At 44.5% G+C, this 24,994-nt stretch carries 25 protein-coding genes and 1 pseudogene; 9 read left to right on the top strand and 17 right to left on the bottom strand.

Annotated features, from left to right (window positions below; genetic code table 11):
• Window positions 1–36 precede the first annotated feature (36 nt).
• Window positions 37–1,239: a cupin domain-containing protein gene (locus N5P32_RS05510; RefSeq protein WP_265728127.1), complete on the top strand. Its 1,203-nt coding sequence runs from the start codon at window positions 37–39 to the stop codon at window positions 1,237–1,239.
• Between the two features lie 25 nt (window positions 1,240–1,264).
• Window positions 1,265–1,681, top strand: coding sequence for a GNAT family N-acetyltransferase (locus N5P32_RS05505; RefSeq protein ID WP_265728126.1), 417 nt, complete (start codon window positions 1,265–1,267; stop codon window positions 1,679–1,681).
• A 90-nt stretch (window positions 1,682–1,771) separates the two neighbouring features.
• Here N5P32_RS05505 and N5P32_RS05500 read toward each other — a convergent pair whose 3' ends face one another.
• Window positions 1,772–2,392, bottom strand: a complete 621-nt coding sequence (locus N5P32_RS05500) for an FKBP-type peptidyl-prolyl cis-trans isomerase (RefSeq protein WP_265728125.1) — start codon at window positions 2,390–2,392, stop codon at window positions 1,772–1,774.
• Window positions 2,393–2,579: 187 nt separating this feature from the next.
• On the opposite strand from N5P32_RS05500, the gene N5P32_RS05495 reads away from it, so the two are divergent.
• The 3 genes from N5P32_RS05495 to N5P32_RS05485 all read left to right on the top strand — a co-directional run bounded on the left by N5P32_RS05495 (window position 2,580) and on the right by N5P32_RS05485 (window position 5,405).
• Window positions 2,580–2,792: a hypothetical protein gene (locus tag N5P32_RS05495; protein WP_265728124.1), complete on the top strand. Its 213-nt coding sequence runs from the start codon at window positions 2,580–2,582 to the stop codon at window positions 2,790–2,792.
• A 44-nt stretch (window positions 2,793–2,836) separates the two neighbouring features.
• Complete coding sequence (locus N5P32_RS05490; protein ID WP_265728123.1) at window positions 2,837–3,319, top strand: universal stress protein; 483 nt, start codon at window positions 2,837–2,839, stop codon at window positions 3,317–3,319.
• Window positions 3,320–3,407: 88 nt separating this feature from the next.
• Window positions 3,408–5,405, top strand: a complete 1,998-nt coding sequence (locus N5P32_RS05485) for a DNA topoisomerase III (protein WP_265728122.1) — start codon at window positions 3,408–3,410, stop codon at window positions 5,403–5,405.
• Window positions 5,406–5,420: 15 nt separating this feature from the next.
• On the opposite strand, the gene N5P32_RS05480 is transcribed toward N5P32_RS05485, so the two are convergent.
• The 6 genes from N5P32_RS05480 to exaC all read right to left on the bottom strand — a co-directional run bounded on the left by N5P32_RS05480 (window position 5,421) and on the right by exaC (window position 12,944).
• Window positions 5,421–6,041 carry a LysE family translocator gene (locus N5P32_RS05480; protein ID WP_265728121.1) on the bottom strand — a complete coding sequence of 207 codons (621 nt, stop codon included), beginning with the start codon at window positions 6,039–6,041 and terminating at the stop codon, window positions 5,421–5,423.
• A gap of 128 nt (window positions 6,042–6,169) precedes the next feature.
• Window positions 6,170–6,952, bottom strand: coding sequence for a hypothetical protein (locus tag N5P32_RS05475; RefSeq protein ID WP_265728120.1), 783 nt, complete (start codon window positions 6,950–6,952; stop codon window positions 6,170–6,172).
• An 88-nt stretch (window positions 6,953–7,040) separates the two neighbouring features.
• Window positions 7,041–7,730 carry a hypothetical protein gene (locus tag N5P32_RS05470; protein WP_265728119.1) on the bottom strand — a complete coding sequence of 230 codons (690 nt, stop codon included), beginning with the start codon at window positions 7,728–7,730 and terminating at the stop codon, window positions 7,041–7,043.
• Window positions 7,731–7,871: 141 nt separating this feature from the next.
• The gene (locus N5P32_RS05465) at window positions 7,872–9,452 is read right to left on the bottom strand and encodes an inorganic phosphate transporter (protein WP_265728118.1); all 1,581 of its coding nucleotides are present in this window, start codon (window positions 9,450–9,452) and stop codon (window positions 7,872–7,874) included.
• A gap of 302 nt (window positions 9,453–9,754) precedes the next feature.
• Window positions 9,755–11,137 carry an L-serine ammonia-lyase gene (locus N5P32_RS05460; protein ID WP_265728117.1) on the bottom strand — a complete coding sequence of 461 codons (1,383 nt, stop codon included), beginning with the start codon at window positions 11,135–11,137 and terminating at the stop codon, window positions 9,755–9,757.
• 289 nt (window positions 11,138–11,426) lie between these two features.
• The gene (gene exaC / locus N5P32_RS05455; protein ID WP_265728116.1) at window positions 11,427–12,944 is read right to left on the bottom strand and encodes an acetaldehyde dehydrogenase ExaC; all 1,518 of its coding nucleotides are present in this window, start codon (window positions 12,942–12,944) and stop codon (window positions 11,427–11,429) included.
• Between the two features lie 218 nt (window positions 12,945–13,162).
• Between exaC and N5P32_RS05450 the strand changes: the two genes are divergently transcribed.
• Window positions 13,163–14,086, top strand: a complete 924-nt coding sequence (locus tag N5P32_RS05450) for an AraC family transcriptional regulator (RefSeq protein WP_265728115.1) — start codon at window positions 13,163–13,165, stop codon at window positions 14,084–14,086.
• Between the two features lie 12 nt (window positions 14,087–14,098).
• On the opposite strand, the gene N5P32_RS05445 is transcribed toward N5P32_RS05450, so the two are convergent.
• Entirely contained in the window at window positions 14,099–15,133 is a 1,035-nt protein-coding gene (locus N5P32_RS05445; protein WP_265728114.1) for an MFS transporter, read from the bottom strand.
• Between the two features lie 414 nt (window positions 15,134–15,547).
• On the opposite strand from N5P32_RS05445, the pseudogene N5P32_RS05440 reads away from it, so the two are divergent.
• Window positions 15,548–15,919 (top strand): annotated as a pseudogene (locus N5P32_RS05440) (MFS transporter); the annotation flags it as partial.
• 115 nt (window positions 15,920–16,034) lie between these two features.
• Window positions 16,035–16,760 carry an MFS transporter gene (locus N5P32_RS05435; RefSeq protein WP_409371078.1) on the top strand — a complete coding sequence of 242 codons (726 nt, stop codon included), beginning with the start codon at window positions 16,035–16,037 and terminating at the stop codon, window positions 16,758–16,760.
• A gap of 34 nt (window positions 16,761–16,794) precedes the next feature.
• On the opposite strand, the gene N5P32_RS05430 is transcribed toward N5P32_RS05435, so the two are convergent.
• From N5P32_RS05430 to folM, 4 genes are all read right to left on the bottom strand, one after another.
• On the bottom strand, window positions 16,795–17,985 hold the full coding sequence (locus tag N5P32_RS05430; protein ID WP_265728113.1) for an MFS transporter: 1,191 nt from the start codon (window positions 17,983–17,985) through the stop codon (window positions 16,795–16,797).
• A 66-nt stretch (window positions 17,986–18,051) separates the two neighbouring features.
• Window positions 18,052–18,327 (bottom strand): hypothetical protein, encoded by a 276-nt coding sequence (locus N5P32_RS05425; RefSeq protein WP_265728112.1) that lies wholly within the window; start codon window positions 18,325–18,327, stop codon window positions 18,052–18,054.
• A gap of 133 nt (window positions 18,328–18,460) precedes the next feature.
• Window positions 18,461–19,144 (bottom strand): GTP cyclohydrolase I FolE, encoded by a 684-nt coding sequence (folE, locus tag N5P32_RS05420; protein ID WP_265728111.1) that lies wholly within the window; start codon window positions 19,142–19,144, stop codon window positions 18,461–18,463.
• 74 nt (window positions 19,145–19,218) lie between these two features.
• A complete protein-coding gene (gene folM / locus N5P32_RS05415; protein ID WP_265728110.1) occupies window positions 19,219–19,941 on the bottom strand; it encodes a dihydromonapterin reductase in 723 nt (240 codons plus the stop codon).
• Between the two features lie 226 nt (window positions 19,942–20,167).
• Here folM and N5P32_RS05410 point away from each other — a divergent pair, with 226 nt between their 5' ends.
• On the top strand, window positions 20,168–21,091 hold the full coding sequence (locus N5P32_RS05410; protein WP_265728109.1) for a dienelactone hydrolase family protein: 924 nt from the start codon (window positions 20,168–20,170) through the stop codon (window positions 21,089–21,091).
• Between the two features lie 43 nt (window positions 21,092–21,134).
• Here N5P32_RS05410 and N5P32_RS05405 read toward each other — a convergent pair whose 3' ends face one another.
• From N5P32_RS05405 to N5P32_RS05385, 5 genes are all read right to left on the bottom strand, one after another.
• The gene (locus tag N5P32_RS05405; RefSeq protein WP_265728108.1) at window positions 21,135–22,238 is read right to left on the bottom strand and encodes an MJ1255/VC2487 family glycosyltransferase; all 1,104 of its coding nucleotides are present in this window, start codon (window positions 22,236–22,238) and stop codon (window positions 21,135–21,137) included.
• Window positions 22,235–22,750, bottom strand: coding sequence for a phosphatase PAP2 family protein (locus N5P32_RS05400; RefSeq protein WP_265728107.1), 516 nt, complete (start codon window positions 22,748–22,750; stop codon window positions 22,235–22,237). Before N5P32_RS05400 ends, N5P32_RS05405 begins: the two co-directional genes overlap by 4 nt.
• Before the next feature lie 194 nt (window positions 22,751–22,944).
• Complete coding sequence (locus N5P32_RS05395) at window positions 22,945–23,514, bottom strand: hypothetical protein (protein WP_265728106.1); 570 nt, start codon at window positions 23,512–23,514, stop codon at window positions 22,945–22,947.
• Window positions 23,515–23,620: 106 nt separating this feature from the next.
• Complete coding sequence (locus N5P32_RS05390; protein WP_265728105.1) at window positions 23,621–24,598, bottom strand: phospholipase A; 978 nt, start codon at window positions 24,596–24,598, stop codon at window positions 23,621–23,623.
• A gap of 35 nt (window positions 24,599–24,633) precedes the next feature.
• Complete coding sequence (locus N5P32_RS05385) at window positions 24,634–24,984, bottom strand: 5-carboxymethyl-2-hydroxymuconate Delta-isomerase (protein WP_265728104.1); 351 nt, start codon at window positions 24,982–24,984, stop codon at window positions 24,634–24,636.
• Window positions 24,985–24,994 lie beyond the last annotated feature (10 nt).

Here is a 24,994-nt window from a genome sequence, read left to right as displayed (position 1 = left end):
ATCACTACTTTCTTTGTTCTTTTTAATGAGCGATTTATGACAGACCTAAATACACCGTTGGCTATTCTTGGTGGCATGACAGCCCAAATCTTTATCGACGAATATTGGCAAAAAAAGCCGCTATTGATTCGCGGTGGTCTTGTTGACTTCACTCTGCCTCTTGAAGCCGATGAGCTTGCTGGTATGGCAATGGAAGGAGACATTGAATCTCGTATTGTGATCGAAAATGGGCTAAGACCATGGGAAATGCGCCAAGGGCCTTTTACCGAAGACACATTTGCCACCCTACCCGAGAAAGAATGGACCTTGTTAGTCCAAGCCGTTGATCATTGGGTACCAGAAATTCAAAACCTAAAAGAACAATTTGAGTTTCTACCAAGCTGGCGCTTAGACGATGTGATGGTCAGCTACGCAACCGAAGGCGGCAGCGTTGGCCCACATTATGACCAATACGATGTGTTTCTAGTGCAAGTATCTGGTAAACGCCGCTGGCAAGTACTCGCTCCAGACGAATACCAAGACTCGGCCATTCCAAACATTAAGCTGCACATTCTCGATAATTTTACCGTTAATCCAGACATGGACTGGGAAGTTGAAGCGGGCGACATTCTCTATTTACCCCCAAATTTTGCTCATAATGGTCGTGCGTTAGACGATGATTGCATGACCTATTCCATCGGCTTTCGTGCGCCAAGCATGCAAGATGTCTTAACTGGCATCCGCGATAAAATTTGTGAAACAGACAACGTGAAAGATCGTTTTGCCGCACCAGAAACCGCCAACCGTCAACACAGTGCGCACATCAGTAAAGATGACATTCAGTACTTACAAGATCAGCTTGCTCGCCTAGTGAATCAACCTGACCTCTTAGCAGAATGGCTGGGCGAGACCATGAGCGAAAGCAAATACCCTGAGTATCTTGCACCGCTCAACCAAGACGAACTTGACGAGGCGTTCACAAACGCAACACAAGGCCAAACCTTCCTTCGCCCGGGTGATGCGCGCATTTGTTATTATGTGCAACAAAGTGCTGACGATAACGCAAAAATTCGCGTATTTTGCAATGGTGAAAATCTACTGGTTGATGCGGAGCTAACCGGTTTTGTCGAAGCCGTTTGCCACCAAGTTGAATTCGATTTCTCTGGTTTGGATTTGACACAAAACAGTGATCTAGAGCCTCTCGTGCGCTTTTTTATTCGTCAGCAAGGGCTAATCGAGTTGGTCGCGTCAGAAGAATAAAAGGACAAAAAATGAAGGCATTCATATGAAGGTATTAACATCAGACTGGAACAGCAGTAAAGACCAGCTTAGTTTTGTGCGCAAGCAAGTCTTTATTCTTGAACTGGGCATTCCTGCAGAAGAAGAATGGGATGATCAAGATGAAGACGCGGTGCATTTTGTGTCTTTTGGCACCACCGCAGTCCCGACTGGAACCTGTCGATTAACGGAAGATGGCCAAATTAGCAAACTGGCCGTTTTACCCGCCTACCGCCACCAAGGGTACGGTGAAATGCTACTCATCCGTGCGATCAAAGTTGCGAGGGAAATGGGGTTCCGAAAAGTCTTTTTGAATGCCTTAGTCGATGTGCAAACCTTCTATGAAAAGCAGAACTTTCACACGGATGGAAAAGTCTTTTTAGGCGCGGGTAAATTACACATTCGCATGGAACGCGATATTTAAAGAAAGAAGACAATAAAAAACCGAGTTACTCAGGCAGAGTGACTCGGTTTATTGCGCTCAATGTTACGTTAGAGACTTTGGATTGTTTAATTAAACAATCGCAATCAACTCAACATCAAATTGCAACACAGAGAAAGGTTGAATCATCGCACCAGCGCCTTGAGCACCGTACGCCAACTCAGCAGGAATAGTAAGACGGTATTTTGCACCTTCTTTCATCAACTGTAGACCTTCAGTCCAACCAGCAATTACACCCGTTAAAGGGAACTCAATTGGCTCGCCACGAGCAATAGAGCTGTCAAATACTTGTCCGTCAATCAAACGACCTTCGTAATGAACTCGAACGGTGTTTTCGCGAACAGGAGTAGCGCCAGTACCTTCTTCCAGTACTTCAAACTGAAGACCACTTTGTGTCGTTTGCACACCTTCTTTTGCTTTGTTTGCCGCAAGAAAGTCTTCGCCTGCCTTTACGTTTTCTTCAGACGCAGCACGACCTTTTTCTTCCATTTTTTGCTGAAGCTCAGCAAAAGCTGCTTCTAGCTCTGCACCAGGGACGCGCATTTCAACGCCATTTAAAGCATCTTCGATCGCTGCAAAAAGGTGAGTCAAAGACAATTCACCTAGATCACTACCACGTAGTTGATCACCAATTTGACGACCAATGCCGTATGCAATTTTTGCTTCGTTAGAGTCGAACGACAGTTCTGACATGTTTACACTCTCTTATTCGGTTACTAAAAATGGAAGGCACATCATAACATAGGCAAATCTTATGAGCTTGTTTTTCAAATCTCCCTTCCCTGTTACTGACATATGAAAATATATTAATCAGCACCATAGATTTATTAAATGATATTCATTATCATCTAAAGATTCTAACATCCTTCAGGAGGACGCTATGAAATCCAAAAGCTTTATCCCGTCTCCCAAGAGATACACAGATCCCAAAAAGCCAACCGATTATTGGGGAGTGTTGTTTATCAGTTTCATTTTAGTGTCGTCGATGAGCTGCTTTTTATTTGCGAATCACAGTGACAAAAACATTCACAAACTATCAGACACAGCGCAACCATTAAGCACAATGATCGTTGATCTAGATCAGAGCAGTTAAAGCGAAATGGAATATGCTATAGGAACATAAAAGAGGATCTTGCCATGTTACCTAAAATTAACACCATTGTTTATGCTTGCGATCTGGACAACCACACTCAATCAGCAATGGCACTTGTTATGAGCTTAGCAAAAACCAATGCTGCCAAAGTCATTCTAATGCACGCTATGGAGCCATTAAACGCTCAAGCATCGAACATGATTAACAACTACATCACGGAAGAAGTCAGAACGGCAATGCGCAAAGATGCCGTGGCGGAGATCAACGCGCGAGCGCAAAAAACGCTGTCTGAATTCATGGAAGCATACGCCAGTGAGCTTGATGATTTGAGCCAAGCGCCAGAGACAGTGATTGTCAATGGCATGCCAGCTGAATCCATTCAGAAAGTAGCAAAAGAGCACAATGCCGACTTAATCGTTATGAATAGCCGAACCCACAGCCGATTAGGGCAGATGATTCTTGGCTCCACCGCAAATAAAGTCATCCATAGCAGCAGTATTCCTGTCTTAGTTGTACCTATTAAATAGAAGTTGCACTAATTAAATAGCGGTTTACGCTAGCCACTGTTGTTTCTCTTAGATACACTTACTGTATATATAAACAGTAAGTGTATCTATGATTCTCTATATTGCCGAAAAACCCAGCCTTGCTCGTGCCATTGCCGCAGCACTCCCCTCTCCTCAAAAGAAAGAAGAAGGTTGCATCTGGTTACCCAATGGAGACTGCATCAGCTGGTGCATAGGACACTTGCTTGAACAGGCCGAACCTCATCAATACAACCCAGCGTATAAAACCTGGAATCTAGACCACTTGCCAATTATCCCCGACGACTGGCAATGGCAGGAAAAAGCCAACACCAAAAAGCAACTTAGCATTCTCAAAAAACTCATCAAAAAAGCCACAACCTTGGTTCATGCCGGTGACCCGGATCGTGAAGGTCAATTGCTCGTTGATGAAGTACTGCATTACACCAAGGTTCCCGCGCAGAAACTCAAAAACACTCAGCGACTTTTGGTCAATGACTTGACCCCCGCAGCGATTAAAAAGGCGCTCAATACTCTGCGCTCAAATACGGAATTTGCAGCCTTATCTCGTTCGGCACTGGGTCGCGCTCGGGCAGACTGGTTGTATGGTCTTAATCTCACTCGTGCTTATACCATTAAAGGCCGACAAGCGGGCTATCAGGGAGTGTTATCCATAGGTCGCGTGCAAACCCCCATATTGGGACTGGTTGCCATGCGTGACAAAGAACGAGAAACCTTTGTTCCTAAGAACTTTTATCAGGTATGGGCAAACATACAAACACCACAAGGTGAAAGTTTCCAAGCAAAATGGCTTCCAAGTGACGCATGTCGCCCTTATATGGACGAAGAAAATCGTGTACTGAGTCTACCGCTTGCACAAAATGTCGCCAATCGCATCAGCAATAAACCGGCCACTGTCATTGACGCGAACTACAAACAAAAAAAACAATCAGCACCGCTTCCATACAGCTTATCTGCATTGCAGATTGATGCAGCAAAGGCGTTTTCGCTCTCCGCACAGCAAGTGCTAGACACCTGTCAAACACTGTATGAACGCCACCAAATGATCACCTACCCCAGATCGGATTGTCGTTACTTACCCTCTCAACAGCACAAAGACGCACCAGCGATCATCGATGCGCTTGTTCGATCTGGTGGGGACATCCAGCAAGGAGCAAAGAACGCGGACGCTTCGCGAAAAAACAAAGCCTGGAATGACAAACAAGTAACCGCCCATCACGCGATCATCCCCACCACACAAGCCCATAAAGCCGCGTCTCTTTCCAAAACAGAAGCATTGGTGTTTAACCTGATCGCTCGTCAATATCTCATGCAGTTCTACCCAGATTACGACTATCTAGCGTCTTATATTAAAGTAGACATTGAAGGTGGGCTTTTCGAAGCAAAAGGAAATACGCCTATCGCACTAGGCTGGAAAGCATTACTGCCAAACAAAGGTAAGAACAAAGACACAGAAGATGAAAATCAGAACGAACTGCCAAAGCTGAACAAAAATGACGCTTTGTGGTGTGACCAAGGTCAAGTACAAGAAAAAATCACTACGCCTCCCGCGGCTTTCACAGACGCCACGTTACTGGCCGCCATGACTGGCATTAGTCGATTCGTCACCGACAAAGACATCAAGGCAATCCTCAAAGAAACGGATGGTCTTGGCACTGAAGCAACACGAGCCAGCATTATTGAACTGCTGTTCAAACGTGGTTTTTTAATAAGACAAGGCAAACAAATTCACGCCAGTCAGACTGGCCGAGCTTTTATTGACTGCTTGCCAGAACAGCTCGTCACACCAGACATGACTGCGAAATGGGAAGCCGCATTGAATGGCATTAGCCTTGGTGAAGCAAGCTACCAAGAGTTCATGACACAATTAGAAAGCAATTTAAATCACCTATTAACAGCGTCGCGTGATATGCCCATATCAGCATTACAAAATTTACCCGCGCCCACTAAAAACCCATTCGCAAAACGTAAAACGTCATCTCCTAAGAAAACACCAAGCGCACGAAAAACAACGACTTCTACAACACCGTCGTCACATAAAAAAAGACGCTCAAAAGCGCCTTCTTAGCAACACAACAACGACTTAACCTGCTGCGAGCCAAGCGCCAACCCCAATCATCAACGTACCAGCAATACGATTCATGATTCGAACATTTCCACTTTTCATTAGAATCGATTTTAATGTTCTGCCGCCAGCAGCGTAAATAAGCAAGCAGCTTAATTCAAGCGTCAAAATAATCGAAATCAAGACAATCAACTGCGACGTTAATGGCTGGTTCGCATCTAAAAAAGGAGGTAATAAGGCCACAAAAAAAGCCCACCCTTTAGGGTTAGCAATCGCAGTGACAAAACCTTGAGACATTAAATCCAACCGAGAAGCCGGTTTAGCCCCTTCCGAGTCCATTTTAATCGCCATTTTGCCTTTCGATAGCCACATTTGTAGGCCAACAAACGCCAAATACGCCCCACCTATGTATTTCAACACCATAAAGACATTGGGATAATTTAACAGCAAGGCCGCCACACCAATAGCCGATAAAATCGCCACTGTCGCCACGCCCACTAACTCCCCCAACATCATCCATAAAGCTCGTTTAACGCCAATGGTCATGCCTAAGGTCATCGCCAACGTCATGCACATGCCTGGGGTAATAGACACAAAAAAGAACGTCGGAATAAAAGCCGATAAAAGTGCCAAATTCACAGAGAGATCCTTATCAAAAATGAAGTAGTACGATGGGCAAAATTCTCATGGCGGGGCATAACTAGCAAGCCACAAAGTGCAAAAATAATGAATAATCTATAAATTAACTAACAAGAGTGGGCAAATAATTAAAAGCGTTTTTTAGTCTGAAAAGTAGAGTCTTCGATGAACTTACTCCACTCGTCATCCAACTCTCCTTCCTCTTGGCTGTCCATACTTCGGCTTATTTCTTCTTCGGCTTTTTGCAACGCAAGATCGTCTTCAATTTCTTGAAGCAAATCTTTTAATTTGAGGATAGTAGACTGTGCTTCAATGGACTCCTTAACCGGTGTCAGCTGCGACAGCGCCTCTTTGTACATTTCAACGGCGGTCTCCATTTGACCACTTAAAAACGCTTTACGAGCAAGATACGAATGATAATCCGCATTAATTTTATAATGGTAAAAGTTAAGCAGCTTGCTGTATCGGTGCACCACATCAGGGTCGATGGTTTTTTCTTTTTGCGATGCGATCAGAAAAGATTTGAAGGATTCGAATAAGCGTCTAATCTCAATAATCATCAGCTCATCATTCATCGGCTTTGCGCGACGTTTTTGTTTACTTTCTTGAAACTCAGCCATTTCTTCAAGCAGATGCTCTCGACGGCGAGTTAAGGTGATATCGGGTTGTAACACAAGAAGTTGATCGTAAATGGCAATCATTCTAGAGAACAACCAAAGCTTCATATCCTTAGGCTGATACTGTGGAGGCATTTCATCAAGATAACGACGTACTTGGCGCAATTGATTGTTGAGCGTCGCCACTTTTCGCAACTTCTCCAATCTCGCCTGCTCTTTTAGTTGCAAAAATATCGCGAAGGCAATAAATCCACCAATAACAAGCAACAGTACAGTAATGGTAACAGCAGTCATATGATACGTTGTTTACCTTAATATTGTTTATGGCTAAATAAGATGCCGCCAATCAATCAACAAGTGAACTAGACTTTGTGATTCCGCATTATTTCGATTCCAGTTCTGCTTTGTTCTTTTTAGCGAATAGAAGATTCTCTACATCCTGTATCATATTCTGTAAACGTACTTTCTCTCTTTTAGAGCTATTTACTGAACCGTTTCTCTCCATTACCGATAGCGCTGTCCTGTATTTTTCCAAAGCCCTATTTTTTTTATCGTTCTCCAGGTCATATCGAGCCTGTCGAACCAATAAATCTCGATACGCTAAATCATGAGCGTAGCGAATTAATACCACATGGTGTCGAATTAAGGCTCGACTAACACCAAAACTGTCAGAGATATTTCGCGCCTCTCTCACCATAGACTGAAGCGCGTTATGTATTTGCTCTAATTCTGCTTGGCTTCCCACACGATCCTTATTTAAAGTGTGATTCCCTAACTTGAGATCGGTCAACCAGCGAATTAAATCCTCTTGCTTCTCTACAATATCGGATTGGTAACCGACTTTCTTGAGTGGAGCAATGCAAAAAAGCAAATACTCTATCAAAAATATTCTTGTGTCCTTCGTTAAATATCGATCAGAGACCATTTCCAACGAAAACAGCAGACGTTCGCTACGGCTGGATAAATTAGAGAGAACTTTTTCTTTTAGCTCTTTCTGCCTTTTCTGCCAACGAAAAAAAGAGGGAAGAGAACACAAAAAAACCAAGAGTAAAATGGTAACAACGACCAACATGCTTACATTCATTGCTTACCTAATTACCTAAACCGCGACATTATCTAATTTTTGAACAACTGACCGTATTTTATATAACACAGCACAAGTATTGAAAACAAAAAAAAGACCAGTAATACTGATCTTTTTTTATTTCTATGTCTATTTGCTCATTAAGAGAGAGAAACCAAGCAACATATAGAAGAGTGCAGCAGAAAGCAAAGCAGAAGCCGGAACGGTAATGACCCATGCCGCTGCAATTCGCAATAGTGCAGAACGCTTCACCAATTCTTTCTTCGTTGCTTTTTTCAAGCCCTTACGTTCTGCTGATGAAATAGGCGAAGAAGCCTGAGCCGCTTTTAATTCTTTTAGAATTTCACGTTTCTCTTCAACATCTGCTATTTTAAAGCGCTTAACAAACTCTTGAGTTTGCTGGCCGTTATGACCTGCTGATTCAGAGTGAGAAATAATAGACGCTAATTTCTTCTCGTAAGATTGCTTCAAATATTCACGCAAGAAACCCACACCGAAAATACCACCTACTGCAATGTGAGTAGAGCTAACTGGCAAGCCAAGCTGAGATGCAACAATCACCGTAATGGCCGCGGCCATCGCAACACAGAAGGCGCGAGTCTTATCAAGCTCAGTAATTTCTGAACCTACAGTCTTGATCAGTTTAGGACCAAACAGAGCAAGACCCACCGCAATACCAATACCGCCTACCATCATAATCCATAGTGGAATAGAGGCTTTGCTAGAAACCGCGCCAGTCATTAATGCATCGTTGATAGCCGCTAAAGGCCCAATAGCATTGGCTACGTCGTTTGCGCCATGAGCAAAGCTCAACAATGCTGCAGACACAATCAGCGGAAGAGTAAATAAGCTATTTACCGCATCTTTGTCATTTTTCAAGGACGCTGACGCTTTATCAACGATCGGACGAACGAAGAAATACACAGTCAAAGCAATAGCAAATGCAATCAGTGCCGCCGTGATGAAATCAAACTTCCAAAGGTGCTTCAATCCTTTAAGGATAAGATAGGTTGAAAACGCCCAAACCATAAAACCAACGAGCAAAGGCACGACCTTTGTCGCCGCTTCGATCATATCATTCTTGTAAGTGATAGAGCGTTTAATGTACATCAAGAATAACGCAGCAATTACACCACCTAATACAGGAGAAATTACCCAGCTCGCTACGATAGCGATTAGCTTATCCCAGTTCGCAATATCCCAACCACCAGCGGCAATGCCAGCACCTAAGACACCACCAACAATAGAATGCGTTGTGGAAACAGGCGCACCTAGGTAAGTGGCCAAATTCAGCCAAATAGCGCCCGCCAACAGCGCCGCCATCATGACCCAGATAAAGGTTTCAGCCTCACCTATAGAGTTAGGATTAATAATGCCGTTTTTAATGGTTCCTACGACATTACCACCCGCAATCAAAGCGCCAGCCGCTTCAAAAACAGCAGCAATTAATATGGCCCCAGTCATGGAAAGTGCTTTCGAACCTACCGCAGGGCCCACGTTATTGGCAACATCGTTCGCACCGATATTAATCGCCATGTAGGCACCTATCGCGGCAGCAATCGCCAAAATAGAAAGATTTGACACTCCGACGCCATTTGATGAAGCGTAGAAGCCTGCCAACAAAACAAATGCCAGTGCAATTAATACACGAACAAACTCATGACCACTCAACAAAGTGGATTCTTCTTTCGGGTTATTTGTAAGATCCATACGGGCTCTTCTTTCTGTCGTTAATCTTTGCCAAACCACTATTCACTCAAGGTGCACTTGAGTTTACAGTGACATGCTTATCCCAGCATCCGAACTTCATCTGGCACTCAATTCATCCCGTTACATTTTTATTAAATGTAAATTCCGCGCCATTCTACACTGGGAGTCTGCAGATAAAAACCCCAAAAGTTTTGCGTAGAATATGACTCGTAAAAACAAAAATAAGCGCCAATAAAGGCGCTTATGACAAAGATACTACAGAAATATGACCGTTTTATTACAGCTCGTTTTATTTAAAATAACTAACATTCAATCACGTTGACAGCCAAACCACCGCGCGATGTTTCTTTGTATTTATCATTCATGTCTCTGCCTGTGTCGCGCATGGTGCGAATTACCTTATCAAGAGACACATAGTGCGTTCCGTCACCACGTAACGCCATACTGGCAGAGTTGATGGCTTTAATAGACGCCATAGCATTTCGCTCGATACAGGGAACTTGCACTAGGCCACCAATTGGATCACACGTTAATCCCAAATTGTGCTCCATACCTATTTCTGCCGCGTTTTCAATTTGTTCGGGGGAACCGCCCGTCGCCGCCGCTAACCCCGCCGCCGCCATCGCGCAAGCCGAACCAACCTCTCCCTGACAACCCACTTCAGCGCCTGAAATTGACGCATTCTCCTTAAATAATAGACCAATTGCCGCCGCTGTTAGAAAAAAATCAATCACCCCTTCCTCACAAGAACGAGGGCAAAACTCCCAATAATAATGAAGTACAGCAGGAATAATTCCTGCGGCACCATTGGTTGGCGCGGTCACAACTCGCCCACCCGCCGCATTTTCTTCATTCACCGCCAATGCGTATAGATTCACCCAATCCATCGCCCCCAAAGACGGTGTGATCATATCCATTCGAGTCTTGCTGGTTAAATCTCTGTGCAAACTTGCGGCTCTGCGCTTCACTTTTAAACCACCAGGTAAAATCCCTTCGTTACGGATACCATGCTGAACACACGATTTCATAACAGACCAAATAGACAAAATACCTTGTTTAATTTCTTCTTCCGTTCTCCAGTGACGCTCATTTTCTAACATGATTTGAGCGATACTTTTGTCTTCAGATCGGCAAAGCTTAATAAGCGCTTCTGCGCTATGAAAAACATGAGGCAGCTCAGTAGTGTCCTCTACTAACGCAACATTCCCCTGCTCATCTTCCTGAACAATAAAACCACCGCCAACAGAGTAAAAAGTGGCCTGATGTAACGTTTTTCCATCTTCATCAAACGCCACCAGCACCATACCATTTGCATGAAAATCCAATCGATCAATGCGGTGATAAATAAGGTCTGTCGCCACATTTATAGTAATGGGGTGTTGCGCTAGCAAATTGAGCTGTGAGGATGACTCAATACGCTCGACGCGCTCATTAACGCCGCTAGGATCAATCAAATCCGGCAGTTCGCCTTCTAAACCCATCAGCACAGCCGTGCCCGTACCATGCCCTTTGCCCGTTGCGCCCAACGACCCATAAAGGTCTATTTTTAATCGATGCACTTTGGATATTAACTGGTGCTCTTTTAACTGATGAGCAAATTGATTCGCTGCAACCATTGGGCCAACGGTATGAGAACTGGAAGGACCGATACCCACTTTAAAAAGGTCAAATAAACTGATTGCCATCGCTTTTTCCTCTGCCGACGCTTACTTAGGTTACGGCGTAAAAATTGTAGAACACGAGATCACTTCCCGCTGAAATTATCACTTATGAGATAAAGTTTCCAATCGGAAACTTGGTTTTTTTAGCAATACAGGAAGGCTGTTAGGAAATAGGCAATTTTTTGACGCTTCAAGGCTACTGGTTTACCCGCTGAACTTTCATTCCATTAGAAAACAAAAAAGCCAGTTCAAAAATGAACTGGCTTTTGATGAACAATACTATCTAGCTTATAAACGCCAAATGCGTTTCGAATTAAAAGAAGCCCAAAGGATTCACATCGTAGCTGACCAACATATTTTTCGTTTGCTGGTAATGCTCAAGTGCAATCTTATGCGTTTCACGGCCAACACCCGATTTTTTATAGCCACCAAACGCAGAGTGAGCTGGATACTGGTGATAGCAATTCATCCACACTCGACCCGCTTCGAGGTTACGCCCCATGCGATAAGCAAGGTTAGTATCACGAGTCCAGACTCCGGCACCCAAGCCAAACTCACTGTCATTGGCAATGGCCAGCGCTTCCGCTTCGTCTTTGAACGTCGTCACACTCACAACGGGACCAAAAATTTCTTCTTGGAAAATACGCATCTCGTTGGAACCTTTAAATAAGGTCGGCTGAACATAGAAGCCTTTGTCCAAGCCATCAATCGACTCTACACCGCCGCCAATCAATAGCTCAGCACCTTCTTCTTTACCAATATCAATGTAGCTTAAAATCTTATCGAATTGCTGTTTGGACGCCTGCGCCCCCACTTGCACATCGGTATCCAAAGGATTACCGCGTTTGATGGTCTTAGTACGTTCAATGACCAACTTCATAAAGTCGTCGTAGATGGACTCATGAACCAACGCACGAGAAGGACAAGTACATACTTCGCCTTGGTTAAAGAACGCCAGCACCAACCCTTCAACGCATTTACTAATAAACGCTTCTTCGTGTTGCATCACATCTGCAAAGTAAATGTTTGGAGATTTGCCGCCCAACTCAACAGTAGACGGAATGATATTTTCCGCCGCACATTTCAAGATATGTGAACCCACAGGAGTAGATCCCGTAAAGGCGATTTTTGCGATACGCTTACTGGTTGCAAGAGCTTCACCGGCTTCTTTACCATAGCCATTAACAATGTTTAGTACGCCAGGTGGCAATAAATCTTGGATGACTTTAACCAGCTCTAGAATAGACGCAGGCGTTTGTTCTGCAGGTTTTAGCACCACACAGTTGCCCGCTGCAAGCGCAGGAGCAAGCTTCCAAGCCGCCATCAGGATTGGGAAGTTCCAAGGAATAATTTGCCCAACCACGCCTAACGGTTCATGAAAATGATACGCCACAGTATGCTCGTCTAGTTCCGCCGTGCTGCCTTCCTGCGCTCGTAAGCAGCCAGCAAAATAACGAAAATGATCCGCTGCTAAAGGAATATCGGCGTTTAACGTTTCACGAACGGCTTTGCCGTTATCCCATGTTTCGGCCACAGCAAGCGCTTCCAGATTTTGCTCGATACGGTCCGCAATTTTTAACAAAATATTAGAACGATTTGTCACCGATGTTTTGCCCCAAGCAGCACGCGCAGCATGAGCAGCGTCCAGAGCAAGATTGATGTCTTCTTCAGTAGAACGAGGGATACGACAAAACGCTTCGCCATTAACAGGACTAATATTGTCAAAGTATTGACCTTTCACTGGTGCGACCCATTCGCCACCAATAAAGTTGCCATACTCAGCTTCAAAAGAAATAAGGCTGCCGTTAGTACCAGGTTGAGCATAGATCATAAAATCATCTCCGTTATTGTTGTTTTTATTTCAGGTTTTTACCTTGTCTATTACTGTAGAAACAATAAATCCGAAAAACTTGCCTGTGAGTCCATGAAACTTGTCTCGCTATCCATTTCTGATTGGCTATTTTTCATTGACCCATGGACAAGCAAGAGTGATGATAAGAGCGAAGCAAAACTGCCACGCCATATCATTAAAATAAAAGAGGTGGGTAAATGAGTCGTTCTATCTCGACAGAAAAAACCTTATTGAGACACAAACGCGCGCCGATACAATTGGTCGAAAACCGCGTGTGTTTTGCAGGGCCACACTCAGAACTGAGTATTTACGATACTTATGAGCAAGCACAAAAAGTCAGCCTGAAAGCCGATTCGTTACTGTACTGCGGCATGGTCACAGGCGCGAAAGTCATGCACACCAAAGACCACGATAATATCCCTTTTCTGCCACATGAATCTTTCATTTTAGCGCCTGAAGAAGAAGTCTTTATCGATTTTCCAGAAGCACAGCACCACAGCCCCACTACCTGTTTGACCATTGCAATATCCAAAGAAAGAGTGGCGCAAATTTGCGATAGGATGAATGACATCATGGTGACCTCTTTGCCATCAGGCAGCACGCTCGACCCTAATCAACATCTGCACACCTTACATACGCAAGCGACTCAACAAGTGATCGATCGGCTCACCAGTGATTTTTTGCGCAATGATCCAGACAGAGATTTATTAGTCGATTTTGGCGTGAGTGAACTGGTCACACGCATTCTTAGGCACCATGGTAGAGACGCATTGTTACGATTCACCCAACGATCCCCCGATGCCAATGGCTTAACCTGTGTCATCCAATGGATTGAACAAAACCTTGCCCAACCACTAGACATTAACTTCCTAGCCAAAACAGCTTGCATGAGTCGCAGTCGATTTTATGAAAGCTTCAAACGTCAACTCGGTTGTACCCCATTAGAATACCAACACCAACGCAGAATGAGTCGGGCTTACCAACGCTTGCAAGAAAAGTGTTCCGTCACAGAAGTGAGTTATGAACTTGGCTATTTAAGCTTGAGCCACTTTAGTCGACGCTTTCACCAACATTTTGGTATTTCACCACGACAGGCTGCTCACACTAAGCTGAATTCATAACTCATCAGCGCATTAAAAAACGTGTTTCAATTTGGTTTTACAATAAATAAAAACCAATAACATCAAGAGCAACGCTGCCATCAATGCGAAGAATGGAACCAACTGACCAAGTTGATAAAGCGATGCCAAAATAACTGGGCCCAACGCCGCACCAAGCCCTTGCATAGAGGCGTTCATACTGGCCAAACGACTTTGCTGATCGTCTTTTACCAATAAAGTTTGAGCGGTCACAATACCAGGAAACAAAAATCCAAAGCCCGCACCAAATAACCCCATCGCCAGTAACACACCAACGTACGAATCCAGATAAATAAATGTCAACTGCGCCAACACACCAAGTCCCACGCCCGAAAACATTAACATCACCACGCCAAGCTGAAACCTTGGTACCAGAATCATTTGCACCAAAATACTGAAGCAAGACATGGTCATCATTGCAAAGCCCAACTGATGAGTCGTTTGCGCAACATCCAACTGGAATCTATCTTGAATCAAAAAACTCATGATCTGTTGTACACCAGTCATCGCCAATATAGACAACGAAGACATGCACAAAAAGGGCATTACAGGTTGAACTAACCAATTGATCGCTGGCGGCTTTTCAAACTGACGCACATGCTTCGCATCCTTAACAAAAAACACCACTAACAAAGCGGCACAACCGGCCAAAAAACCAATGATATAAAACGGTGCTGTTAGCCCCAAGCTACTCAACAAAGACGCAAACGCAGGTCCCAATATCATCCCGATACTGAACGATGCACCAATCATTGCAATCGTTGAACTACGGTGCTTAATATCAGTATGTGCAATAAGATACGTTTGGATTGATGGCAAAACACCAGCAATCCCCAGAGAAAACACAATGCGCAAGGCAAAAACCCAATAATAGGTCTGCTCTGCGGACAAGTGCTTCGCCAGCGCCTCTTGCAATACAAAACCGGTCAACGCGATCGTCAAGGCATAACTGCTCATACCAATAATCACGGAGCAGAACGCGGCCAATGCGATTAATAATACCGCCCCACAAAAACGCAGCAACCACAAAGGTCGCTGCCCCTGCAGTGATCAGCGTACTAATACGAACATCCGCTAAACCGATCTCGCGGCCAATGGGCGGTAATGACGTAAATATAAACGATTGCCCAATGCCTACAGCCATGAGACAAGACAGCAGCAACCAGCGAGATAATCGCTCGTTGGAAGAAGAGTTGGAGAGAGTCAATGTGTATCCTTTTTTTCTATAAAATAGCGGTTCAATCCGCGAATAAAGCGGATCTATTTAAGCAAACTAAGGGTAAAAGTTTGCCCATTTCAAAGGGCTATTTATCATCCTGATAAGCAGACAGCCAAATTACCATATTCTTTGCATGATTTCTGTTTCAATTTCATCGAGCACACACTTAAAAAGCACGTAAAATAGATCAATCTCCTCAAAACGTAAAATAAGTGAACAACACCATGCCACCTCTGTTTAAGCACCCTAATTTCGTCCATTTTTGGATTGGTCAAATAGCGTCTTCCTTTGCCTTTCAAATGCTCAGCGTTGGTATAGGCTGGCAAATGTACGACTTAACCAATAGCGCCATGGCGCTTGGATTAGTCGGACTTTTTCAGTTTCTTCCACAGTTATTACTGACCTTGGTGGTAGGACATGTCGCCGACCGCTACAACCGTCGACTGATCTGTGTGTGCACTCGATTTACCATGGCCATGACGGTTGGTATTTTGGCCTATGGAAACATTACATCAAGTATTTCCGCCAATATGATCTACCTATGCGCGGCATTGCTTGGCACCGCAAGGGCATTTGAAATGCCAGCAAACCAAGCCATTCTGCCTAATTTAGTCCCCACTGAGCTACTTTCTAGAGCCATCAGCGCTCATAGCTTCAGCCAGAGAAATCTCTGTTATTGCGGGCCCCGCCCTAGGCGGTCTGATCTATCTTTTGGGCCCCACAACGCTATACGTTTCGAGCATGAGTTGCTTTTTCGTGTCATGCATCATCATGTTCTTTTTGCATTACAACTTTACGGTGAAAAGCAAAGCACCGATCGACATGTCACACTTATTAGGCGGACTGAAGTTTATACGCGGCAACAAGGTCATACTCGGCTCAGTGTCATTGGATATGTTTGCCGTACTTTTAGGCGGAGCTACTGCCTTATTACCGATTGTGGCCAAAGACATTCTTCATACAGAAGCGTGGGGCTTGGGTTTACTCCGTTGCGCACCTGCGGTGGGCGCACTCCTCATGTCGATTTATTTGGCTCGCCGCCCTTTAACTCACAGCGTTGGGAAAATCATGTTTGCAGCCGTGGCTGTGTTCGGTGTGGCAACGATTCTGTTTGGGTTATCCGAAAACCTTATCCTATCTATGGTTGCCTTAGTGCTACTCGGCTCATCGGACATGATCAGCGTGGTCATTCGTTCAACGCTGGTACAATTAGAAACACCGGATGATATGCGTGGACGAGTGAGTGCGGCCAACTCTGTTTTTATTGGCAGCTCCAATCAATTAGGAGAATTTGAGTCAGGGGTAACCGCGGCGTGGTTCGGAGTGGTTCCCGCTATTATTATTGGTGGCGTTGGTACCATTGCCGTTGTCGGTATCTGGATGTACTTGTTTCCCTCTTTAGTAAAACGCAACACCTTAGAAAACGAAGCCTCTTAACCTCACGGCTTAGCAGGCTCCATAACAAGCACACTCAGATCATTCTAGGGTTATGACCCCGCTTTAGAATGATCTGAAACAACCCAAACAACAGCAATGCATACACCAAAAATGTCACGCTTAGTGAGGTTAGACCAAACTCACCGCCAATCAAACCGCTCAAAAAAGGCAAGCTCATCGCGCCAGTCACCGCGGCACTCATTTGAAAACCAATGGCGTGAATCGCGTATTTCTTTCCAACTCGCGCCACTGTTTGGGAAATCATGCAAGGGAATATAGGTGCAGCACAAAAACCCATCAACAACAGCCCAACATAGCTCGTATATGGCGTCATGTTGATCGAAAATAATACCGTGCCAACAGCCACACCCGCCAAGCACAGCCGCAACAATTGATCGACAGGAAAGCGCTCAACCAAAAAACCAAAAATAGCGCGCCCAAACGCCAATGCCCCCCAGTAAACCGCCACCCAAGTTCCGGCGCTGGCCAAGGAAATACCACGAGATTCAGTCATAATAGTAAAGGCCCATTGCCCAACACCGACTTCCACACCAGAATACAAAAAGAAAAAAGCAATTTGATAGCGAATAACCGGATTCTTCAATGCTTGAGCTTGAGTCACTGTCGCTAGGTCATCCGGCGAAGGCTCTGCTTTTTTAGGAGCGTGTTTATCACTTTCCCATAGATGCCGACTAAACAAAAACACCACCGACATAGTGAACAAAATCACTGCTAGTACTGCGTACCCTAACCGCCAATTCTGCGAAAAGCTCACCAATACCGCCGTAACAATAATAGGTCCTGTGGTAGCCCCAACGCCAAATGCGGCATGCAACCAATTCATGTGACGTGTCGAAAAGTGTTCCGCTGCATAGGCATTCATTCCGGCATCAATAGCCCCCGACCCCATTCCTATGACCAAAGAAAACGCCATAAAAATAAGAAAAGCCGGGCTAAAATAAAAGCCAAATAAGCCGATGCTAACCAACAAGCTGCTTACTATCAGTAACCAGCCAACACCAAAACGCTGAATAAGATACCCAACCGAAAAGCTCGATATCAAATAGCCAACACCACCAGCAGCAATCACCAGACCCAACCATCCCATTGGAACGGAAAACTCGGCTCGCACAAATGGCCAGTTAATCCCATGAGCTGCGTCTGGCAACCCTAAACTGATAAAGCCCAAATAAGCAATAAACAACAACACGCCGGACGTACGCACTTTCTATATCCTTATTAAAATTTTGCTTATTTGAACGTATCTAACTCATAAATAAAATCTTTAAATCTACTTAAACCACTTACGTTTTTCTTTTTCGATGGTCTTCCACTTCCAGTTTGGCGACTCCCCTTTCCAAACATACATCCCCATCAGTGCAAGAGTACAAACGCTGACCCAACCGATCCACGTCAATACGTCCACTTTTGGGTCTACCCAGAAGCTGACCAAAGCAATGCTTAACAAATAAGCCACAATAACGCCCCAGCCTTGCCATGAAGTTGGCTTCCCCCATCCCCAGCCATTTTCTTTGGCTGGAAACCACGCTGCTTTTTTATCTGTCATAATCACACCCACACATCAAATTGGCTTTATTTCCATAACACAGTGCCTGAATCTAAGGCATAAAAAAAGAGCCTTGTTTCGGCTCTTTCCATTCACATCTTACGACCAACCCTACACGACCAAGTATGACAATTTAACGGGCAAGAAATTCGCCGCGTGTTTTGTCGCTGCGTTTGAACAATCCACCCAACGCAGTCGTTTGAGTAGATGAGCTGGCATCCATGACACCACGGGCTTTCACGCAGTAATGTACCGCATTGATGCTAACGGCAACATTGTCGGTTTCCAACAACGTTTGTAGTGTCACTAAAATTTGCTGAGTTAGACGCTCTTGTACTTGTGGGCGCTGAGCAAAAAATCGCACGATACGGTTTATCTTAGACAAACCAATGATCTTATTCTTTGGCAGATACGCTACTTTTGCTAATCCATCAATAGTCACAAAATGGTGTTCGCAAGTACTGGTAAAGCTGATATCACTCACCTTGACCATTTCATCGACTTGCATTTTGTTTTCGATCACGGTGATTTTAGGAAACAAGCCGTAATCCAAACCGGAAAAAATTTCTTTCACGTACATTTTAGCGATGCGGTGTGGGGTTTCAGCCAAACTGTCATCCGTCAAATCCAGACCGAGCGTTGCTACCACATCTTCAAATGCATTCTTAATGCGCTGGTATTTTTCTTCGCTGGTTAAACCGTTATCAATCATCGGTGTTTCAAGGCCGCTTTTGACCAAAGCATCACGTACTTTCGTGGCCTCGGTAGACAACACAAGGCTATTTACATTGGTTAGTTCAGCTGTATTCGCTTTCATATCTTTGTCCTAAGTTTCTTAACCCTGTCTCATGACATGGAGGCATTCAAAATAAAGAAGTCTCACTTGGCAATTCACACCAAATGTCGGCCTCCATCAAGTGACAAGGTTCGACCTGTCATGTAGTGACTGTCTAATATGTACTGTACGGCTAGTACGGCTTCTTGCTCACCCGGTTCTTTGCGAAGCAACGATTTACTCAACGCTTTATTTCGATATTCATCGTCATCATGTTGGTTAAAAATCAACAGGGATGGCGCGATGGCGTTGACCTTAATCCGTGGCGCAAAACGTTTTGCGAATGAATGTGTCAAATTCGCCAAACCGGCCTTACTTGCCGCGTAAGCAATGTGTTTATCACTGCCTTTTTCCGCCACATAATCCGTCATGTGAATAATGTCTGCTTGTCCATCATGCTCAGCGCCCGCACATAATAATGCTTCGAAGGCAAGATTTATACGATAAGGCGCAAATACATGCACTTGCCACATTTTTTCCATTAACAACGACGTATCTTCCCCCTCTTCCTCTGAGTCCCATTCAGACGCATTATGAACAATGCCACCCAAGGCTGGATAATCGTTTTGTATTTGGCTAATAAAAGCATCTACGCCCACGCCCGTTGAAAAGTCGGCTTGTATGCAAGCGATTCCCTGCGCTTCAAGTTGCGTAATTTCATCGCGCATTCGACGATAGGTAATTATCACTTGATACCCTTGAACGAGAAGCGCTTTGGCACAAGCAAGCCCCAAACGTTGCGCGCCACCAGTAATAATAATCGGCATTTTACGCATCATTAATATCCGTTCCTACAAAGTTTTATCTACTAAACACATGAAACCAGACTATTGATAAAGAGTTATATTTTATCTTTGCTAATCTTAATACGCACTAGTCTGAAAAAAAGATCAATGAATGTCATCTCGATGCTTTTTTTCTGCGTATCCATTGAACCACTTTACCTGATTAAGTTCTAAACAATGCGTTGCCTACCCAGATAACCACCAAAGAGAAGGAATTGTAATGACTTTATCGACTGAAAAATCGACCGCTAGACCATTATCTACGAACCGTATTCCGCAAGAAGCCTTTGACTGGTATGACGAATACGCGCACGGTGACATAGACCGTCGTACGTTTTTATCTCGCCTTGGAACACTCAGCGTCACAGGGTTAACACTTTCTGTTGTTGCTGGCGCACTCACCCCAAACTATGCGCTTGCAGAACAAGTCTCTTTTAATGACCCAGACATTACCGCGACTTACGTCGAATACGACGCGCCCCATGGACACGGTAAAGCACGAGGTTATTTGGTTATCCCGAAAAACGTCACCCCAAACAACAAAGCGGCCACAGTGCTTGTGGCTCATGAAAACAGAGGCCTTAACCCCTACATTGAAGATGTGGCTCGTCGCCTAGCCAAAGCAGGGTTCATTGCGTTTGCTCCAGACGCGTTATCCCCTTTGGGTGGTTATCCAGGCAATGACGACGAAGGTCGTGCCATGCAAAAGACATTAGATGGCAATAAAATCGAAGGTGACTTTATGGACGCGGCAACCTTGCTTAAAAACCATGAATTAAGCACCGGAAAAGTCGGTATGGTTGGATTTTGCTACGGTGGCTACTTGACCAATGCGTTGGCCGCGGCCATGCCAGATACCATTCACGCAGGCGCGCCCTTCTACGGCACCCCAGCCAAATCCAATATCGACAACATAAAAGCGCCGTTACAGCTGCATTTTGCCGAACTTGATAAACGCGTGAACGACACTTGGCCAGAATACGAAAAAGTATTGAAAGCGAACAAAGTCGATTACACAGCCTATGTGTATGCCAAAGCAAATCACGGTTTTCACAATGACTCAACCGCTCGCTACGATGAAAAGAATGCTGAACTGGCTTGGGATAGAACCGTTGCCTTTTTCAAGAAGACACTGAACGCCTAACCGTCCAGTCTGAAACTAAGAAAACAAAACGTTACGGCCAACATTAGGCCGTAACGTTTTTAATATTGGTAGGCAGTCTAGACGCAGACTTATCCAATGCTAAAGTAAAATCAATTCCACGAACGTTCGGTGTTTGCTTCCATAACGACTCGCACAAATCCTCGACACTCACATCATTCCCAGACTGCAACCACGCCACAACAGCACGAGCAACATTAGGATACGATATCTGTACCACTCGACTTGTTTCTAGCCAGTCCTGAATAATATCCGAGCTCAACTCATCGCTTGTTTTCGCCACGCCCAACATCTCTAACGCGATCGCATTGGAATGCTGTTCGATCTGGCCTTTCAATGGTTTTGCTAAAATACGACGCCCTAATTGCAATGCTTCAGAATTCAATTCAAAACCGGCATTGCACAATACCGATTCACACTCACTCAAGTTCTTCTGAAACAAATCACGGCCAAATGGAAACACCTCCAAATTACCGTAAACACCTGGTTCAATGTCCTTACAATGCAATTTAAAACGGTAATTCGGCACGCCTTCTAACCACTCTAACACCGCTTCACTGTTTTCGAAGGGCAAATAGACCAATACCTGCTCAGGGTCAGCGATATTCATTAAGGGTTGCGCATGAATAAGCGGCGGTAAAATCGGGTGCCCAAAGTGGTGCCAATGCGCACCCAGCTGTGTGGTTGCAGGCGCAAAATTCGACATAATAAACTGCGCAATGGCATTCTTTTTATACCGTGGAATATCATATTTGAATGCATACTGATGCCCAAACCCCACACATGTAACGCCTTGGCGTTTGGCTGCCCAGGCGACAATAGGTTCAAAATCGGTCATCACCAAATCGTAACCGCGGGTATCCAGACTGCAAATGTCTCGGTATAACTTATAAAAATTGGCACTGCGGCACGTGGCGTATAAATCCAGTTTGCCATCTCGAGCGACAAAGCTTAGCCCTTGAAACGTTCGATAATCCCCAAACACAGCCATGTCGAAATAGTCTTCGGGTGGACGTCCAGAAAAAACGAAATCCACCTCGACACCTGCTGCGTGCATTTCAGCCGCCATGGCTCTCGCTCGCGTAATGTGTCCATTGCCCGTTCCTTGAACGCCATACAGTATTTTCATACCAACACTCCTATTGCCAACGCAGCACACGCGCTGCCTAACAAGGCACCAATCACCGTATCCGTCGGAAAATGTACGCCCAGAAAAACACGAGACAAGCCCACATTTGCGGCCCAGAAATACAGCATAATGTTCATGCTTGGAAACCATTCGGACAAACAATAGGCCATAAAAAATGCCCCTGACGTGTGCCCAGAGGGAAAGGAAAATTGATCAGATGGGATGATAAAACTGCTGAAATTATCCAGCGCATCGGCAGGACGATTTCGCTTGAAACCTTTTTTCAATACAAGATACACAAGGCGCTCGAGTAGAAACCCCACCACCATGACAAGCACCAGCACTTTGTAACCGGTGAACCAAAACAACAAAGCCACCGCCACATACAACGGCCCATCAGCCGAAAATGAAACAGCGCGCCCAATTCGCGTTAACAAGACTCGATGTTTTCGAGCCATACACCAAGAAAAAGTCTGTACATCCACCGCGTGGATATTTTGAAGTATGTTCATACTTATCACCTCACTGGTTTTATCTTACTTTCAACATAGACCAGTAAAATGTCCGTTCCGTGGCACTGAGATGACAACTTAATGACAGACCATCTCTCACTATTTCTTGAGTTTAAATAGCGCTTTGGTGAGTTTAAAAAGAACAAAAAAATACCCCGACACATGCGGGGTATTTTTTATGAAGTACTACTAGGTTATTTCATGTTGTTCATTTTATGAAATAACTCAATCATAGCCTCAGGCTTCATTTTTTTGTTGCTGCTGTTCAAAGCATACACAACGGTTTCGCCTTTTGGACCAGAACCAATATCGGTATAACGTAGAGGTACTTCACCGACCGTGCGAGCTTCGTTCATTTCCATTAGGGAACCAAACACATAAATGCGGCCATCCATACGCATTTCGCCATAAAAATCATCAGCACCTTTCAATTGACCTTTGTACATATCAATTGAAGCAATGCCCGACACTTTCTTTTTGTCTTCGTTTGTTAAGCCAAAGACAATGGTTTCACCCTTTGGCCCTTCACCTATGTGAACATTACGGAAAGTCGTTTCACCCACTTGAAGGAAGCTTTCATAAACCGCGCGGTCATCAAAGATGTAAATACGGCCATCGTGGTGCACTTCGTATAAGTCTTCGTTATTCAGTGAAACACGTTCAGCAGCCGGTTGAGTCTCATCTTTTTTCACCATTTCTCCGCACGCGGTTAATAGTGTCAAGGCGACTAAACTGGTAGCAATAGGTAAGGTTTTTAACTTCATCGCTTTCACTCCTAGGTTTGATTTCTATCCACCTTAAGAGCTAAAAATGACGTAACCGCTACAATTAAATGACAATAGTCTTTCATTCCGGTTTTTACTGGCAGGACTACAACCAGTTTGTCAGCATTATGCCAACCCCCAAAGACTGAGTTTGGTGGTTGTAATCTAATAAGGATTGCCCGTAACCATTAAAGTATTGAACATAGCCACGCGTTTTGCCCCACAGAGGAAACGTAAACCCGACCTGAACCGCACCTCTATTTCCTGACGACTTCAGATTGTTTCGAAGCATAATATCCACTGTGTAATCATCAATAACGTGAATCAGGTTGAATTCACCATAACCGTAATAGTCTTCAATATTAGGATTGTCATCGACCTTAGCGCTTTCAGGAATTCGATACCAAGGTTTAAATGAAAATGCCGTGTCACCGCGTTCAAACATGAAATCCACATAAAACCGGTTCCATGAACGCGACAAATCACCCGATTGGCCATTCGATTGGTGATTAAAGCCATACGATACGTAATTGGGTTTAATACCAAGAAAGCCTTTTTTGGGTTTGGTAACGATAAAGGCTTCTGGCTCATGATTGGTATCACGAAATGGCGCGGAAATAGTGCCATTGTAGGCCTGCCAATAAGCTTGCTGCGTGTAGGCGAACCACAAACTGCTGTTTCGTCCCACCACATCATAGGCGACCGGAAACTTCACACTTAGCTGAAACTTAAACTCCACAGAGTCTAAGGTCTCGGAATCCGCCTGATCCCCCAAGAAAGCGCGGTCATTTGGATTAGACGTGTAAGCGATGGGCAAGAAATAGTTTGGCTTATGCGGCGTCAGCACAAACGGATTGCTCACCGTGGCCGTTTCTCGATTTTCTCGCTGTTGAAAAAGCCCATTTGCTTCTTTGGCGCGCTGGGCAATTGACTCAGGAACGTCAGGCTCTTCTGGCGAATACGGCGTGTCCAAATCTTCTGGTAACACCGTCGTACTCAAAGATGGCTCAGCATCACCAGTCAATTCGACTTGTGCCCACAAAAAACTTGGAACGAGTAATAACGAGCACACAATGCTTTTCATTGATATTTATCCTGGTCGGCAAGACACGATGCCTTTTATTGAGACAAAACGACCTTTTTCACATAGGTATCGCTTTCCATTTCACACACTTCAACTGAAAAGCTAACATCCTTTAATGAAAATTGTGTTAATGCTTCTAGCACCAAATGAGAAAGCTGTTTTCTTTGCTCTAACGATCGACCAGATAGCATGCGAAGAATAACGTGCACAAACGCATCTTCCTTGCCAGCCGTCAAAAAGCTTTTGTAGGGAAAGCTGCGCAGTTTAATGTCTTCTACAGAAAAGAGTGTCGAGGCTATACACGCTTCTTTTACGGCTTCTAATAAATCCGCTGGGGGAACTTCTTGTTCTAAATTTTGACTGTATTCTACGATACAATGCGGCATATTCAGGCTC

The sequence above is a fragment of the Marinomonas pontica genome, from assembly GCF_026191375.1.
Lineage (GTDB): Bacteria > Pseudomonadota > Gammaproteobacteria > Pseudomonadales > Marinomonadaceae > Marinomonas > Marinomonas pontica.
Note: the sequence above shows the minus strand (reverse complement) of the source record. Positions and strands in the feature narration are given on the sequence as shown.